A 14,671-nucleotide genomic window follows, 5' to 3' on the forward strand; every position below is an offset into this window, starting at 1 on the left:
TCTACCCCACGGCTGCGTACGTCTCGTGCAGCTCCTCGTCGTCCAGCCCCACCGCTGCGGGCAGCATGCCCGTGGACCGCTCGTACTCACTGCGCGCGGTCTCCAGCAGGCGGCGCCAGGACGTGACGGTGGGCCGTCGCCGCAGTAGTGCGCGGCGCTCCCGCTCCGTCATTCCGCCCCACACGCCGAACTCGACGCGATTGTCCAGCGCATCGGCCAGGCACTCGGTCCGCACCGGGCAACCGGTGCACACCGCCTTGGCCCTGTTCTGCGCTGCCCCTTGTACGAACAATTCATCCGGATCGGTAGTGCGGCAGGCTGCCTGCGCACTCCAGTCGGTTACCCAGCCCATGCCGGCGCCGTCCTCTCCCGAATCGAGGCTCCCCCACGGCGACAGCGGCATATTCACCGCTGCCAGTTGAGGACGTTACGGAAGCCAGCGACAGCGCAACACCCCCTTCGGGCCCAATCTTGAATGGCCCGAACGGACTATGCGTAGGCGGCAGATCACCCAGGGGAGTGATGCTAAGACATACGGGACTGTCCCGATGGAATCGGGACAGGATACCCAAGTCGCAACGGACATTCAGTGACACGTCGGGCGAATTCGGGAGCGCCTCGATGAGTGGCTGATTTGCGCAAGGGCCGTGCACAGGGGTTGATACGAAATCGGTCAGCTGTGACAGTTGAGAGCAGCTTAGGCCAAGGCCTGTACGTGTGTCCGGCGAATGAGAACGTAGGCTGCACCCATGCCAATGAAGCGCTCAGGCGGGGGTCTCACGACGACTCAGCAGGCCGCCAAGTTCCTCGGTGTCGCCGCCCTCTCAGGAGCTGTGCTGGCGGGCATCGCGTTGCCGGCCGCCGGAGCACTGGGGCTCGCCGCCAAGGGGACGGTCGAGGGATTCGACGAGATCCCTTCCAACCTCAAGACACCGCCGCTGAGCCAGCGGACCACGATCCTGGACAACGAGGGCGGCCCGATCGCCACGGTCTACTCGCGCGACCGCACCGTCGTCCCGCTCAAGGACATCTCGCCGTACATGCAGGCCGCGATCATCGCGATCGAGGACTCGCGCTTCTACGAGCACGGCGCGGTGGACCTCAAGGGCATCCTGCGCGCGATGAACCGCAACGTGCAGGAGGGCGGTGCCGCGCAGGGCGCGTCGACCCTCACGCAGCAGTACGTGAAGAACGTCTTCGTCGAGGAGGCGGGCGACGACCCGGACAAGGTCGCCGAGGCCACGCAGCAGACCCTCGGCCGCAAGGTCCGTGAGCTCAAGTACGCGATCCAGGTGGAGGAAGAGCTCGGCAAGAAGAAGATCCTGGAGAACTACCTCAACATCACGTTCTTCGGTCAGCAGGCCTACGGCGTCGAGGCCGCTTCCCAGCGCTACTTCTCCAAGCACGCCAAGGACCTGAAGCTGGAGGAGGCCGCGCTGCTGGCCGGCCTCGTGCAGTCGCCGAGCCGCTACGACCCGGTCAACGACACGGAGGAGGCGACCAAGCGTCGCAACACCGTGCTGCAACGCATGGCGGCCGTCGGGAACATCTCGCAGAGCGAGGCCGGGAAGGCCATCGCGTCCAAGATCGAACTGAAGGTCAGGAAGCCGCAGAACGGCTGCATCACCGCTGTCAGCGGCTCCGGGTTCTTCTGTGACTACGTACGCAAGACCATCCTCACCGACCCGGCCTTCGGCAAGACCGAGGAGGAGCGCTCCAAGCTCTGGAACCTCGGCGGTCTGACCGTCAAGACCACCCTCTCGCCGCGTGCGCAGAAGGCCGCCAACGAGGCCGCGACCTCGAAGGTCCACAAGGACGACAAGATCGCGGCATCGGTGGTGCAGCTCCAGCCGGGCTCCGGCAAGATCCTCTCGATGGGTCAGTCGCGTCCGTACGGCCTGGACCAGAAGCAGAACGAGACGGTGCTCAACCTGGCCGTCAGCAACAAGATGGGCGGCAGCACCTTCGGCTTCCAGGTCGGCTCGACCTTCAAGCCGATCACCGCCGCCGCGGCCCTGGAGAAGGGCATCAGCCCGGCGCAGAGCTTCTCCAGCGACTGGAAGATCTCGGTGCCGATGAGTTCCTACCGGGACTGTTCGGGGTCCCCCACCGGCGGCGGCACCTGGGATCTCCAGAACGAGATGGAATCCGAGAAGGGCGCCTATGACATGACCAGCGCGCTCGGCAAGTCCATCAACACCTACTTCGCGAAGCTGGAGCAGAAGGCCGGGCTGTGCGAGACGGTCACCATGGCCAAGAAGGTGGGTTACGAGCGCGGAGACGGTGAACCCGTCTCGGACAAGCACCCGTCGATCACCCTCGGCGGCACGGAGAGCACGCCGCTCGCCATGGCCGCCGCGTATGCCACGTTCGCGAACCGCGGCACGTACTGCACGCCGATCGCCATCGAGTCCATCACCGATGCGAACGACAAGAAGCTCGAGGTGCCCAAGTCCTCGTGCTCCCGGGCCATGAGCGAGGCCACCGCCGACACCCTGAACCAGATGCTGAAGGGTGTCGTCGAGGACGGTACCGGAACGCTGGCCGGCCTCACCGACCGTGACAACGCGGGTAAGACCGGCACCACGAACGATCGCGTGGACGCCTGGTTCGTCGGATACACGCCGAACCTGTCGACGGCCGTGTGGGTGGGTGCCGACGTCGGCAAGAAGGTGCCGATGTACAACATCACCATCGGTGGTCAGTACTACGAGAAGGTCTGTGGCGGTTGTCTGCCCGGGCCCATCTGGAAGACCGCGATGACCGGTGCGCTGTCCGCCTCGGAGACCCCCACCTTCAATCCGATCTCGGTGCCTCGCGCCAAGGAGAAGGAGGACAAGGAGCAGGACGGGGGCCGCGAGGAGGACAACGACGGCGACAACGACGGCAACGGCAGGCCCGGCGGCGGAAACGCCATCGGCGGCATCACCCTCCCGCCCGGCGTCATCGGTGGCAATGACGGCGGTCGCGGCGGCGGCGGCAACGGCCCCTGATCACCCGGACCCGCGTGGTCCAACAGGAAAGGAGGGGCGCTCCCTGCTCGGGAGCGCCCCTCCTTTCCTGCGTCGTACGTCACGCCGCCCTTCCGGCCGGCACGACGCTCCCGCAGTGTCCTCCCTCGACCCGCTCAGCCCGCGAGAAGCTTCTTCACCGCGGCGGCCACCCGGCCGCCCTCGGCGAGCCCCGTCACCTTCGGGCCGACGATCTTCATGACGGCGCCCATCGCCCGCGGCCCTTCGGCACCGGCGGCCTTCGCCTCCTCGACGGCCTGCGAGACGATCGCGTTCAGCTCGTCGTCGGAGAGCTGCTTGGGCAGGTACGCGTCGAGCAACTCGCCCTCGGCCTTCTCCCGCTCGGCCTGCTCGGTCCGGCCTCCCTGCGCGAAGGCCTCGGCCGCCTCACGGCGCTTCTTCGCCTCCTTGGCGATCACCTTCTGCACCTCGTCGTCGGAGAGCTCGCGCGCGGACTTGCCGCTGACCTCTTCCTTGGTGATCGCGGTGAGGGTGAGCCGGAGGGTGGACGAGGTGAGCTCGTCACGCGCCTTCATGGCCGTGGTGAGGTCTTCCTTGAGCTTGGACTTGAGCGTGGTCATGCGGCGATTGTGACAGGTACGGAGCACCTGCCGCCCTCCTGTTTTCCTCTCGTCCCACCGTGTCTGCGACGATGGGCACATGCGCGCACGCTACGGAGTACCCCTGAAAGTCACGGCAGTCGGCGCAGCGGTCGGTGCCGCCGGCCTCGTGTACGCCGCCGGATTCGAGGCCCGCTCGTTCCGCCTGCGACGGATCAACATTCCCGTACTCCCGCACGGAGCAAGGCCGTTGCGCGTGCTCCAGGTCTCCGACATCCACATGGTGAGCGGACAGCGCAAGAAGCGCGCCTGGCTGCAGTCGCTGGCCGGACTGCGCCCGGACTTCGTCGTGAACACCGGTGACAACCTCTCCGACCCGGAGGGTGTACCGGAGCTGCTCGACGCGCTCGGTCCGCTGATGGAGTTCCCCGGGGTGTACGTCTTCGGCTCCAACGACTACTACGGCCCCAAGCTCCGCAACCCCGCCCTGTACCTCCTGGAGAAGATGCACGGCAAGCACGGGCTCAATGGAAACGCCCCGGCGGTCGGCGTCGTCCACAACCCCTGGGAGCCGATGCGGGACGCCTTCGACGCGGCAGGCTGGCTGAACCTGACCAACACCCGGGGCCGCCTCAAGCAGGACGGGCTGGAGATCGCGTTCACCGGCCTGGACGACCCGCACATCAAGCGGGACCGCTACGCCGAGGTGGCAGGCGGCCCGGACGCGGGCGCCGACCTCTCGATCGGCGTGGTCCACGCCCCGTACCTGCGCTCCCTGGACGCATTCACGGCGGACGGCTACCCACTGATCCTGGCCGGCCACACCCACGGCGGCCAGCTCTGCATCCCCTTCTACGGGGCCCTCGTCACCAACTGCGACCTGGACACGGACCGGGTGAAGGGCCTCTCCCGCCACGTGGTCGGCGACAAGCGCGCCTACCTCCACGTCTCGGCAGGCTGTGGCACGAACCGCTACACCCCGGTCCGCTTCGCCTGCCCGCCGGAGGCGACCCTGCTGACGCTGACGCCGCGCGACTGAGGGTCACGGGCGCTAACCGCCGTTCCGTCGTCCGGAACAAAACCGGATTTCGCCTCCGGGCGCCGGTGGGCTAAAGTAATCGATGTCGCCGAGACAATCGGTGGACATCGGGGTGTAGCGCAGCTTGGCAGCGCGCTTCGTTCGGGACGAAGAGGTCGTGGGTTCAAATCCCGCCACCCCGACAGCTGAAACACCAGGTCAAAGGCCAGGTCCTAAATTCAGGACCTGGCCTTTGTCGTATGCGGGAGGGCCTCGGGCCCCTGGCTTCGGCCCTCCCGCCATCGCGCCTCGCCACTCCAAGACCTTCTCCGTCGCCTCGGATTTCTGCGTGCTCACGGCGCGGATCCGTTCGCGAGGGACGGCCTCCGCCGTCGCCCGGAGCCGCTGCCCCGCCCTGGCGAGATGCCGGCGGTCGAGCGCGGACACAGGGCCGAGAGCTGATGTCCGCGAGCCAGTGCGCCATGCGTTGCGCGCTCGCGCCCAGGTCGCTGCTCGGATCCTGTGGAGCGCTCCGCAGACCGGCGGCTCCCCCAGGAGAATCCTGGGGGAGGGCTCTCGCCTCTGCCGTACAACAGGGAAGAACGCGGCAGTGAAGTACGCGGCCACTGGGGCGTGCGGAAGGCTCAGGCGGCTCCGGCCCCTTGCCGCTGGGAGCGACTCGCGTCGATGCACGACGGGGCACCGGGGGCATGGGACCAGGGTGGCTGTGCCCCTGCGATCACGCCTGTTTCGGCAGGGTGAGGATTTCGGCTCCGTCGTCGGTGATGGCGATCGTGTGCTCGCTGTGTGCTGTCCGGCAGCCTGTCGCACTGCGGAGCGTCCAGCCGTCGGCATCGGTGACGAGCTTGGCGGTGTCCGCCATGACCCACGGTTCCAGTGCGAGCAGCAGACCGGGGCGCAGTTTGTATCCACGCCCGGGGCGCCCGGTGTTGGGCACGTGTGGGTCCTGGTGCATCGTCGATCCGATGCCGTGGCCCCCGAACTCGGTGTTGATCGGATACCCCGCCTCGCTGAGGACCGTACCGATGGCGTGGGCGATGTCGCCGATGCGGGCTCCAGGTCCGGCGGCCGCGATGCCCGCGCTCAGTGCGCGTTCGGTAGCGCTGATCATCGCGACGCTCTCCGACGGCTTCGAGTCGCCCACGATGAAACTGATGGCGGAGTCCGCAGCGATTCCTCGCATGGAGACAGCGAGGTCCAGCGTCAGCAGGTCGCCGTCAGCAAGCTTGTAGTCGTGGGGCAGCCCGTGGAGCACGGCGTCGTTGACGGCCGTGCAGATGTAGTGGCCGAACGGCCCGCGTCCGAACGAGGGTGCGTAGTCGACGTAGCAGGACTGCGCTCCCGCCTCGGCGATCATGGCCTGGGCCCAGCGGTCGATGTCCAGGAGGTTCGTGCCCACCCTGCTGCGGCTCTTCAGTGTCTGCAGGATGTGGGCGACCAGGGCGCCCGTCTCCTTCGCTCGGTCCAGTGCGACGTGGTTCAGGATCTCGATCATGCGGCGTCTTTCTCAGGGAACCAATAACTATCCCGGCCATATTATCCCGGTACTAGTATCGGGACATGGTCAGGTTGCCGCTCACACCCGCAGAGGTCGAGCGCGGACAGCGCCTCGGTGCCCTGTTGCGTCGCGCCAGGGGCGGGCGCTCGATGCTCGAGACCGCGCTCGACGCCCGTGTCTCACCGGAGACCCTCCGGAAGATCGAGTCGGGCCGCGTAGCGACCCCGGCCTTCCCGACCATCGCTGCGATCGCAGATGTCCTCGGCCTCTCCCTCGACGCGGTGTGGGCCGAGATCAACCAGCCTGAAGGTGCTGGCGAACCGACCGCCTCCAGTCATGGCGCACGCGCCTGGCTGGCCTCGTAGGGCGCCGCCCCGCAGGTGCCTTCGAGTGCCGGCGGCCCAGCAGCGGCGGGAAAGGATCCCCCACTTCCCCGCACCACGCGGACCACCTGCCACACCGAGGTGCACGAGGACGGCGCGGTGACGCACGGGAACGATCGCGCGGCGCACGAGCGGGCGGGGGAAGCCCTCTCCTGGCTGGACGCGGTCTGGCCGTGTGAGCTGTCCTGTTTCGTCGTCGTCGACCTGGACGACTACGCCAGGGCCCACGGGATCACGCACCCCGACGAGCGGACCGGCCTGAAGGAGCACATCCACGAGGTGCGGGGGGGCGCATCGGGCCGCGGGCGGAACCCTCGGAGTACACACGTCGGCGTCGAGGTCTCCGTTGCCTGCGGCTGCGCGAGCCATGACCTGAGCATCTTCGCGGCGCGGATACGGGAGCAGCCGGGATGAGCGGGAGCGACAAGCGGTGGCTGGTGCAGCAGAGGAGCAACCCCCGAGGGGCGCGCGCATACGCCGCGATGGCTCGACGCGCTGCCGCGAGCCCGCCGGTGGTGAGCCGCCGGGCATCACACAGGAACAGGGACGCCGGCCAGGAGTGGCGGAGCTGGAGCGGTGACGTCACCGTGATGCACGGCTCCGTGCGCGCGCTCGCCGCCCGGTGCTCCTGGCGTCCCGACGGGGCCGTCCCCATCACCGGCACCGTGATGCCTGGGCTCGACGCCTGGCCGTGGGCGGATCACTGCCGCGTGGGCCTGCTCATCGGGAAGCGCCGGACCATCGGGCGATGCCGGCTGCGAGCGAGAGGGCCGCGGGCCGGAACACCCACGGAGCGGCTACGCGTCATGCCCCGCCGGGACGGAACACCGGTGCGGGGCTGAAGCAGGCCGGACGCGGAACCCCAGTGGGGCAGGGCGGGGCCGCGTGAGGTGCCCGGCGGCGACGCGGCATCCTCGGCGCGCCGCCGGCGGGAGTGGGCTGCGTCAGGCAGCCGCGACGGGCTGCTCGGCGACCCGACGGATGACCTCGGTGAGCGAGGCGACGACCTCGGCGTCATCGGCCGGGTGGGTCTCGGCGAAACGGGTCACGGAGCCGGGGATGGAGAGCTTGACGTCCTCCAGAACCGCTCCGCCGGCGATGCCGACGGACTTGCGGGCGTCGTCCTGGGCCCACACGCCGCCGAACTGGCCGAAGGCCGTGCCGACGACCGCGACCTGCTTGCCGGTGAGGGCGCCGGCGCCGTAGGGGCGGGACAGCCAGTCGATCGCGTTCTTCAGGACGGCCGGCATGGTGCCGTTGTACTCGGGCGAGAAGAGCAGGAAGGCATCGGCCTCTCCCGCCGCCTCACGCAGACGGGCGGCCGCAGCCGGAACGCTGCCCTCGACGTCGATGTCCTCGTTGTAGAAGGGCACGTCGGCCAGGCCCTCGAACACCTCGACAGCGGCGTTCGCCGGGGCGTGCTTCACCGCGGCCTCGGCGAGCTGGCGGTTGTGGGAGCCGGCGCGAAGGCTGCCGACGAGGGCGAGGATGCGTACAGACATGGGGGAACTCCTGGGAGACGAGACTGCGGGAGCAAGCGGACCATGGTCCGTTTAATGTTGTACCACTCAAACGGACCACGGTCCACTTATCTTCCCCGAGCGTTACCCTGATGCCATGACCGGTTCCCTTCCCCTGCCACCCGGGCCGCCCGACCCGGGCAAGGCGCGGCAGGCTCTCGTGCTCTCCACCGTCGGCGAACCCGAGCAGCTGCGGTCGGACGCGGCACGCAACCGCACACGGCTGCTCGACGCCGCCTCCCGCCTGATGGCCGAACGCGGAGCAGCGAACCTGACCATGGAGTCGGTGGCCGCCGCCGCCGGGGTGGGCAAAGGGACCGTCTTCCGACGCTTCGGCGACCGCACCGGCCTGCTCATCGCGCTGCTCGACCACCGTGAGGGGCTGCTCCAAGCCGCCTTCCTGTCGGGGCCTCCCCCCATGGGCCCGGATGCCCCCGCCGCCGAGCGGCTGCACGCCTTCGGTCCTGCCGTCATGCGCCACGAACGCGATCACCACGAGCTGATCCTCGCCTCCCGGACCGACCCCTTGCGCGCCTACGCGGTACCGGCGCACCGCCTGCGCCTCAGCCATGTCGCCATGCTGCTGCGCGGCGCCCGGGTGGAAGGCGACACCGAGCTGCTCGCACACACCCTGCTGGGATCGATCGACGCCGCCCTCGTCCACCACCTGACCAGGCGGAGGGGGATGCCCCTCGAAGCGTTGGACCAGGGCTGGCACGACCTGGTCTCACGGCTCGGGGCAGCACGCTGACCGGTGGACCCGACGCCGGCCGAGAACACCCCCTCGGGCAACGCGACTTCACCCGCCCCCCGAACCGGCCGTGGGAATGGCGCGGGCTGGCTACGATTGTCCCGGCCCAGACGACGTACCCCAAGAAAGGGAACCCGCACCCATGCCGGCCGAGACATTCGAGTTCCAGGTAGAAGCGCGCCAGCTCCTGCAGATGATGATCCATTCGATTTACTCGAACAAGGATGTATTCCTGCGTGAGCTCATCTCCAATTCATCGGACGCGCTGGACAAGCTGCGACTGGAAACTCTCCGCGACGACACGCTCCAGGCGGATACGTCCGACCTCCATATCGCCGTCGAGGCCGATATAGAGACACGGACGCTGACCATTCGCGACAACGGGATCGGGATGTCGCACGACGAAGTCGTGCAGCTGATCGGAACGATCGCGAACTCCGGTACGGCGAAGTTCCTGAAGGAACTGAAGGAGGCCCAGGACTCCGCGACCTCCGAGGAGCTCATCGGGCAGTTCGGTGTCGGCTTCTACGCCAGCTTCATGGTGGCCGACGAGGTCACGCTGCTGACCCGGCGCGCGGGTGAGAGCCACGGAACGCGCTGGAATTCCAGCGGCGAGGGAACGTACACCGTCGAATCCGTCGACGACGCCCCACAGGGCACCTCGGTCACCCTGCGGCTCAAGCCGGAGGACGCAGAGGACCAGCTCTTCGACTACACCTCGCCCTGGAAGCTCAGGGAGATCGTCAAGCGGTACTCGGACTTCATCACCTGGCCCATCCGTATGGCCGCCACGACGGCGGACGAGGACGGCGCCGAGCCCGGCACCGAAACGGTCAACTCGATGAAGGCGCTGTGGGCCCGGTCCCGCAGCTCCGTGACCGACGAAGAGTACAGCGAGCTGTACAAGCACATCAGCCACGACTGGACCGATCCGCTCGAAACGATCCGTATGCAGGCGGAGGGCACGTTCGAATATCAGGCGCTGCTCTTCCTGCCCTCCCACGCACCTCAGGACCTGTTCATGCAGGGCCACAAGCGCGGGGTCCAGCTCTATGTCAAGCGCGTATTCATCATGGATGACTGCGAAGCGCTCATGCCGACGTACCTTCGCTTCGTGAAGGGTGTGGTCGACGCCCAGGACCTCTCGCTCAACGTGTCGCGCGAGATTCTGCAGCAGGACCGCCAGATCGAGCTGATACGGCGCCGCCTGGTCAAGAAGGTGCTGTCGACGGTCAAGGACATGATGTCCGCCGCCCCGGAGAAGTACGGCACGCTCTGGAAGGAATTCGGCCGGGTCCTCAAGGAGGGCCTGCTCGACGACTTCGAGAACCGCGACACCCTTCTCGAGATCTCCTCGTTCGCCTCGACCCAGGACGAGGAAGGGCTGACCACCCTGCGCTCGTACGTGGAGCGGATGAAGGAGGGGCAGGAGCAGATCTACTTCATGACGGGTGAATCGCGCGCCGCCATGGAGAGCTCGCCCCACATGGAGGCCTTCCGCGCCAAGGGCTTCGAGGTCCTTCTCCTGACCGACCCGGTGGACGAGGTCTGGGTCCAGTCCGTGCCGGAGTTCGACGGCAAACAGCTGCAGTCCATCGCCAAGGGCGAAGTCGACCTCGACACCGCCGAGGAGAAGAAGGAGGTCGAGGCCGAGCGTGAGAAGCAGCAGCAGGACTACGCGGGCCTGCTGACCTGGATGACCGAACAGCTGGGTGAGAGCGTGAAGGAGGTACGGCTCTCCTCGCGGCTCACCGTCTCGCCGGCCTGCATCGTGTCGGACACGCACGACGTCACTCCGGCACTGGAGAACATGTACCGCGCCATGGGCCAGGAAGTGCCGCACATCAAGCGCATTCTCGAGCTCAATCCCTCGCACGCCCTGATCGGCGGGCTGAAGAAGGCCTACGCCGAGCGGGACACCGAGCAGGGTGCCGACGACTCACTGGCAGAGGCGGCCGAGCTCGTCCACGGTCTGGCCATCCTCTCCGACGGCGGCGAACTGACCGATCCCGCCCGTTTCAGCAGGCTGATGGCCGGCCGGCTGGAGCGCACGCTGTAACCGGCGCGCCCCACCGAAGCGGCCGCCAGGACCTCCTGGCGGCCGCTTCCGTGTGCGCGGGGGCGGTTCCGGAGACGGTCCGCCGCACACGGGGGTGATGAACGAGCCGCACGAGCCGCACCCCTGATGGTTACTCAGAGGAGTCATCGGGGTGTCACGGAGAGCCCGGAACTTCACCGGTTCGAGGGTCTGCCAGAGGTTTATCTACGCGCGGAGCATTGACAACCGAACGATCATTCGGGCATATCAGACGACTTTTTTCACGCCTATTACCGACGGGTACCGCGGGCTGCTACAAACGTGCTCGCCCCACGAACTCCCCACCCGTCCCCCACACTTCGAAGGGCTGGCAGCCCCATGTCAGTACGTACCTTCTGGGCATCCGTCTCCACTCTCGCCATTGCCGCCGTGGCCGCACTCGGCGTCGCGCAGCCCGCCTCCGCCGCGGGCGCCAACTACGTCGCTCTCGGTGACTCCTACTCCTCCGGCGTCGGCGCCGGCAGCTACACCGCCGAGAGCGGTGACTGCAAGCGGAGCACCAACGCCTACCCCCGCCTCTGGGCCAACACGAACGCGCCGTCGTCGTTCAAGTTCGTCGCCTGTTCGGGCGCCACCACCACCAGCGTGTCCAGCGGTCAGCTGAGCGCACTGAGTTCGTCGACCACCCTCGTGAGCGTCACCGCCGGCGGCAACGACGTCGGGTTCGCGGACGTGATGCAGACCTGTGTACTGCAGAGCGAGGCCACCTGTGTGAGCCGGGTGAACACGGCGGTCTCCCAGGTGCAGAACACGCTGCCGGGCAAGCTCGACTCGCTCTACGGCGGGATCACCTCGCGGGCACCGCAAGCCCGTGTGGTGGTGCTGGGGTACCCGCGCTTCTACAAGCTCTCCGGCAACTGCATCGCCGGGCTCACCGAGACCGAGCGCGGAGCGATCAACAACGCCTCGAACATCCTGAACGAGGTGCTCGCCAAGCGGGCCGCCAACGCCGGGTTCACCTTCTCCAGCGTGGTGGACGAGTTCACCGGGCACGAGCTCTGCTCGGGCGACGCCTGGATCCACAGCGTGACGGTGCCGATCACCAACTCGTACCACCCCAAGGCCGTCGGGCAGTCGAGCGGCTACCTGCCCGCCTTCCGTTCTGCGGCGTAACGCGCGTAGACGTAGATCATCTGGGCCTGCGCGGCGGCGGCACCGGGAGACATCCGGTGCCGCCGCCCTCCACTGCCGGGAGCCATCGGTGGGTCAGTACCGCTCGACGAGGTGCTCACGGCCCGCCGGGGGCTCGTACGCCTCGGGCCAGAAGTCCGTGACCGTGGCGATCCGCACCTCGGCGTCGAACGTGAAGAAGTGAATGGCCTGCATCCGCTCGGTGCCGGCCGTGACCAGCGTCCGTGCGGCGGCCTGCCGCCCTTCCCCGTCGGCCACCAGCTGTTCGATCCGGACGCGCCAGTCCCCCGGGTACTCCTGGTTGAAGCGCAGGTACCGCTCCTTGCCGCGGATCCGCTCACGGCTCTGCGGCAGGTCGTAGACCACGTCGTCGGCGAGGGTGGCGGCGAACGCGTCCCAGTCGCGGGCTCCCGCCGCGGCCCAGTACGCCTCCACGGCGGCCCGCACCTCTGCCGTGCCGTTCGGGGTGGTGGCTCTGCCGCTCTTGTCGGCCGTGTCAGTCATGGGTCCGAGTGTGGCCCCCGCCACTGACAATCGGGCGTCGCCCGGGGCCCGTCGGCCGCTGACCGGCCACGATGCCTCGACCGAGTGCAGCATCGGGACACCCGGGCGGTCCGCCCGCCGGGAAGCGGGATGGCCGTCCGCCTGCCGTGGTCGCCCAACAGCCGGCCGGCGTCCCACCGGTCGCCGGTGCGTCGGCTATCAGTCCTCGGCCATCAGTCGTCGGGCTTCGGACTTCGGACCTCGGCTTCAGGCTGCAACGCGCACGACGGGACGTTATCCACAGGTCGGGGAGCCTTTCGACGAGTTGTCCACAGGCTGCCCGGCGTGGCCGCCACATCGGGTTTGATGGGGCCATGAGCGACACACAGAACGAAACGTCCGTGGCGGAGCGGGAGCAGTCGCCCGAGTGGGAGCAGCGCTTCCGCGCCGCCCGGGTCTCCCTGCCCGACTGGGCACAGGACGCTCCCCACCGCGCGCTGTTCGTCTCCAACGCCACCGGTACGTACGAGCTGTACGCCTGGGACCGGGAGACCGGCGAGCAGCGCCAGGTCACGGACCGGCCCAACGGGACGACCGACGGGGTGCTGACACCGGACGGGGAGGCCGTGTGGTGGTTCGCGGACACCGACGGCGACGAGTTCGGTGTGTGGATGCGGCAGCCCTTCGGCGGCGGCGCGGACGAGCCGGCCGCTCCGGGTCTGGAGCCCTCCTACCCGGCCGGGCTGGCGATCGGCCGGGACGGGACCGCGGTGGTCGGCCGGTCGACGGACGAGGACGGTACGACGGTCCACGTCGTCCGCGCCGGTGCTGTGCAGGAGATCTACCGGCACCGGGAGTCCGCCGGGGTCGGCGACCTGTCCCACGACGGCACGCTGATCGCGCTGGAGCACACCGAGCACGGCGACGCGATGCACTCCGCGCTGCGGGTGGTGCGTCCCGACGGCTCGACCGTCGCCGAGCTGGACGACACCGAGGGCGGCACGAAGGAGCTGGGCCTGTCCGTGCTGGGCTTCGCCCCGGTGGCCGGTGACACCCGGCTGCTCGTCGGGCACCAGCGCCGCGGTCGCTGGGAGCCGATGATCTGGGACCCGGTCGCGGGGACCCAGACGGACCTGCCGGTCGATCTGCCCGGCGATGTGGGCGCCGAGTGGTATCCGGACGGCTCGGCGCTGCTGATCGAGCACGACTTCGAGGCCCGCAGCGAGCTGTGGCGGTACGAGCCGGGCGCGGAGGGTCCCGCCCGGGTCGACACCCCCGCAGGGACGGTGTCGGGTGCTACGGCCCGCCCGGACGGCACGGTGGAGTACCTGTGGTCGTCGGCCGCGCAGCCGCCCGCCGTACGGTCCACCACCGGCGCCGTCGTCCTCGATCCGCCGGGGGCCGGGGCCCCTGCCTCCGTGCCGGTGCGGGACGCGTGGGTGGAGGGCCCCGGAGGACGTATCCACGCCCTGGTACAGACGCCCACGACCGGTGACGGCCCGTTCCCCACGGTCTTCGAGATACACGGTGGGCCCACCTGGCACGACAGCGACGCCTTCGCGTCCGGTCCGGCCGCCTGGGTGGACCACGGTTTCGCCGTGGTGCGGGTCAACTACCGCGGGTCGACGGGCTACGGCCGCGCGTGGACGGACGCGCTCAAACACCGGGTCGGGCTGATCGAGCTGGAGGACATCGCGGCGGTCCGGGACTGGGCGGTGAAGTCGGGCCTCGCCGACCCGGCCGGGCTGGTCCTCGCCGGCGGCTCCTGGGGCGGCTATCTGACGCTCCTCGGTCTCGGTACGCAGCCGGACTCCTGGGCCCTGGGGCTGGCGGCGGTCCCGGTCGCCGACTACGTCACGGCGTACCACGACGAGATGGAGGCCCTGAAGGCGATGGACCGCACCCTGCTGGGCGGGACGCCGGACGAGGTGCCTGAGCGGTTCGAGGCGTCGTCCCCGCTGACCTACGTGGACGCGGTGCGCGCCCCGGTCTACATCTCCGCCGGCGTCAACGATCCGCGGTGCCCGATCCGCCAGGTGGACAACTACGTGGACCGCCTGGCCGCGCGCGACGCGGTCCACGAGGTGTACCGGTACGACGCGGGCCACGGTTCGCTGGTCGTGGAGGAGCGGATCAAGCAGGTCCGGCTGGAGCTGGACTTCGCCCTGCGGCACCTGGGACGGGTGTAAGGCCCGGA

General features: G+C 68.8%; 13 protein-coding genes and 1 tRNA gene. 9 read left to right on the forward strand and 5 right to left on the reverse strand.

The annotated features are described in order from the left end of the window. Position 1: 1 nt before the first annotated feature. Positions 2-352 carry a WhiB family transcriptional regulator gene (locus OG927_RS15155; protein ID WP_056793362.1) on the reverse strand — a complete coding sequence of 117 codons (351 nt, stop codon included), beginning with the start codon at positions 350-352 and terminating at the stop codon, positions 2-4. Positions 353-749: 397 nt separating this feature from the next. On the opposite strand from OG927_RS15155, the gene OG927_RS15160 reads away from it, so the two are divergent. Then, entirely contained in the window at positions 750-2,993 is a 2,244-nt protein-coding gene (locus OG927_RS15160; RefSeq protein ID WP_209470226.1) for a transglycosylase domain-containing protein, read from the forward strand. 134 nt (positions 2,994-3,127) lie between these two features. Here OG927_RS15160 and OG927_RS15165 read toward each other — a convergent pair whose 3' ends face one another. Beyond that, complete coding sequence (locus OG927_RS15165; RefSeq protein WP_056793360.1) at positions 3,128-3,592, reverse strand: GatB/YqeY domain-containing protein; 465 nt, start codon at positions 3,590-3,592, stop codon at positions 3,128-3,130. Between the two features lie 79 nt (positions 3,593-3,671). Between OG927_RS15165 and OG927_RS15170 the strand changes: the two genes are divergently transcribed. Continuing rightward, the gene (locus tag OG927_RS15170; RefSeq protein ID WP_056793359.1) at positions 3,672-4,610 is read left to right on the forward strand and encodes a metallophosphoesterase; all 939 of its coding nucleotides are present in this window, start codon (positions 3,672-3,674) and stop codon (positions 4,608-4,610) included. A 108-nt stretch (positions 4,611-4,718) separates the two neighbouring features. After that, positions 4,719-4,792: transfer RNA gene (locus OG927_RS15175), tRNA-Pro, on the forward strand. Positions 4,793-5,328: 536 nt separating this feature from the next. Here OG927_RS15175 and map read toward each other — a convergent pair. Beyond that, the gene (map, locus tag OG927_RS15180; protein ID WP_056793358.1) at positions 5,329-6,105 is read right to left on the reverse strand and encodes a type I methionyl aminopeptidase; all 777 of its coding nucleotides are present in this window, start codon (positions 6,103-6,105) and stop codon (positions 5,329-5,331) included. Between the two features lie 65 nt (positions 6,106-6,170). Between map and OG927_RS15185 the strand changes: the two genes are divergently transcribed. Next, on the forward strand, positions 6,171-6,473 hold the full coding sequence (locus tag OG927_RS15185; RefSeq protein WP_056793357.1) for a helix-turn-helix domain-containing protein: 303 nt from the start codon (positions 6,171-6,173) through the stop codon (positions 6,471-6,473). Between the two features lie 117 nt (positions 6,474-6,590). Further along, entirely contained in the window at positions 6,591-6,905 is a 315-nt protein-coding gene (locus OG927_RS15190; RefSeq protein WP_209470225.1) for a hypothetical protein, read from the forward strand. A gap of 530 nt (positions 6,906-7,435) precedes the next feature. Here OG927_RS15190 and OG927_RS15195 read toward each other — a convergent pair. Beyond that, positions 7,436-7,993 (reverse strand): NAD(P)H-dependent oxidoreductase, encoded by a 558-nt coding sequence (locus tag OG927_RS15195; protein ID WP_056793355.1) that lies wholly within the window; start codon positions 7,991-7,993, stop codon positions 7,436-7,438. A 115-nt stretch (positions 7,994-8,108) separates the two neighbouring features. Between OG927_RS15195 and OG927_RS15200 the strand changes: the two genes are divergently transcribed. The 3 genes from OG927_RS15200 (at position 8,109) to OG927_RS15210 (ending at position 11,973) form a co-directional block, all read left to right on the forward strand. After that, positions 8,109-8,762: a TetR/AcrR family transcriptional regulator gene (locus tag OG927_RS15200; RefSeq protein WP_056793354.1), complete on the forward strand. Its 654-nt coding sequence runs from the start codon at positions 8,109-8,111 to the stop codon at positions 8,760-8,762. Positions 8,763-8,904: 142 nt separating this feature from the next. After that, positions 8,905-10,821, forward strand: coding sequence for a molecular chaperone HtpG (htpG, locus tag OG927_RS15205; protein ID WP_330320303.1), 1,917 nt, complete (start codon positions 8,905-8,907; stop codon positions 10,819-10,821). A gap of 357 nt (positions 10,822-11,178) precedes the next feature. Further along, on the forward strand, positions 11,179-11,973 hold the full coding sequence (locus tag OG927_RS15210; protein WP_056793352.1) for an SGNH/GDSL hydrolase family protein: 795 nt from the start codon (positions 11,179-11,181) through the stop codon (positions 11,971-11,973). 93 nt (positions 11,974-12,066) lie between these two features. Here the strand turns inward: OG927_RS15210 and OG927_RS15215 are convergent, their stop codons facing one another. Beyond that, the gene (locus OG927_RS15215; RefSeq protein ID WP_319101670.1) at positions 12,067-12,495 is read right to left on the reverse strand and encodes a nuclear transport factor 2 family protein; all 429 of its coding nucleotides are present in this window, start codon (positions 12,493-12,495) and stop codon (positions 12,067-12,069) included. A 353-nt stretch (positions 12,496-12,848) separates the two neighbouring features. Between OG927_RS15215 and OG927_RS15220 the strand changes: the two genes are divergently transcribed. Then, complete coding sequence (locus OG927_RS15220; RefSeq protein WP_330320304.1) at positions 12,849-14,663, forward strand: S9 family peptidase; 1,815 nt, start codon at positions 12,849-12,851, stop codon at positions 14,661-14,663. Positions 14,664-14,671: the final 8 nt, after the last annotated feature.

Origin of the sequence: Streptomyces clavifer, from assembly GCF_036345975.1 — a bacterium.
Classification (GTDB): Bacteria; Actinomycetota; Actinomycetes; order Streptomycetales; family Streptomycetaceae; genus Streptomyces; species Streptomyces clavifer.

Excerpts from the sequence above, each read along its gene's own strand:
- OG927_RS15155 (WP_056793362.1), bottom strand. The coding sequence starts at position 352 with ATGGGCTGGGTAACCGACTGGAGTGCGCAGGCAGCCTGCCGCACTACC.
- OG927_RS15160 (WP_209470226.1), top strand. The coding sequence starts at position 750 with ATGCCAATGAAGCGCTCAGGCGGGGGTCTCACGACGACTCAGCAGGCC.
- OG927_RS15165 (WP_056793360.1), bottom strand. The coding sequence starts at position 3,592 with ATGACCACGCTCAAGTCCAAGCTCAAGGAAGACCTCACCACGGCCATG.
- OG927_RS15170 (WP_056793359.1), top strand. The coding sequence starts at position 3,672 with ATGCGCGCACGCTACGGAGTACCCCTGAAAGTCACGGCAGTCGGCGCA.
- map (WP_056793358.1), bottom strand. The coding sequence starts at position 6,105 with ATGATCGAGATCCTGAACCACGTCGCACTGGACCGAGCGAAGGAGACG.
- OG927_RS15185 (WP_056793357.1), top strand. The coding sequence starts at position 6,171 with ATGGTCAGGTTGCCGCTCACACCCGCAGAGGTCGAGCGCGGACAGCGC.
- OG927_RS15195 (WP_056793355.1), bottom strand. The coding sequence starts at position 7,993 with ATGTCTGTACGCATCCTCGCCCTCGTCGGCAGCCTTCGCGCCGGCTCC.
- OG927_RS15200 (WP_056793354.1), top strand. The coding sequence starts at position 8,109 with ATGACCGGTTCCCTTCCCCTGCCACCCGGGCCGCCCGACCCGGGCAAG.
- htpG (WP_330320303.1), top strand. The coding sequence starts at position 8,905 with ATGCCGGCCGAGACATTCGAGTTCCAGGTAGAAGCGCGCCAGCTCCTG.
- OG927_RS15210 (WP_056793352.1), top strand. The coding sequence starts at position 11,179 with ATGTCAGTACGTACCTTCTGGGCATCCGTCTCCACTCTCGCCATTGCC.
- OG927_RS15215 (WP_319101670.1), bottom strand. The coding sequence starts at position 12,495 with ATGACTGACACGGCCGACAAGAGCGGCAGAGCCACCACCCCGAACGGC.
- OG927_RS15220 (WP_330320304.1), top strand. The coding sequence starts at position 12,849 with ATGAGCGACACACAGAACGAAACGTCCGTGGCGGAGCGGGAGCAGTCG.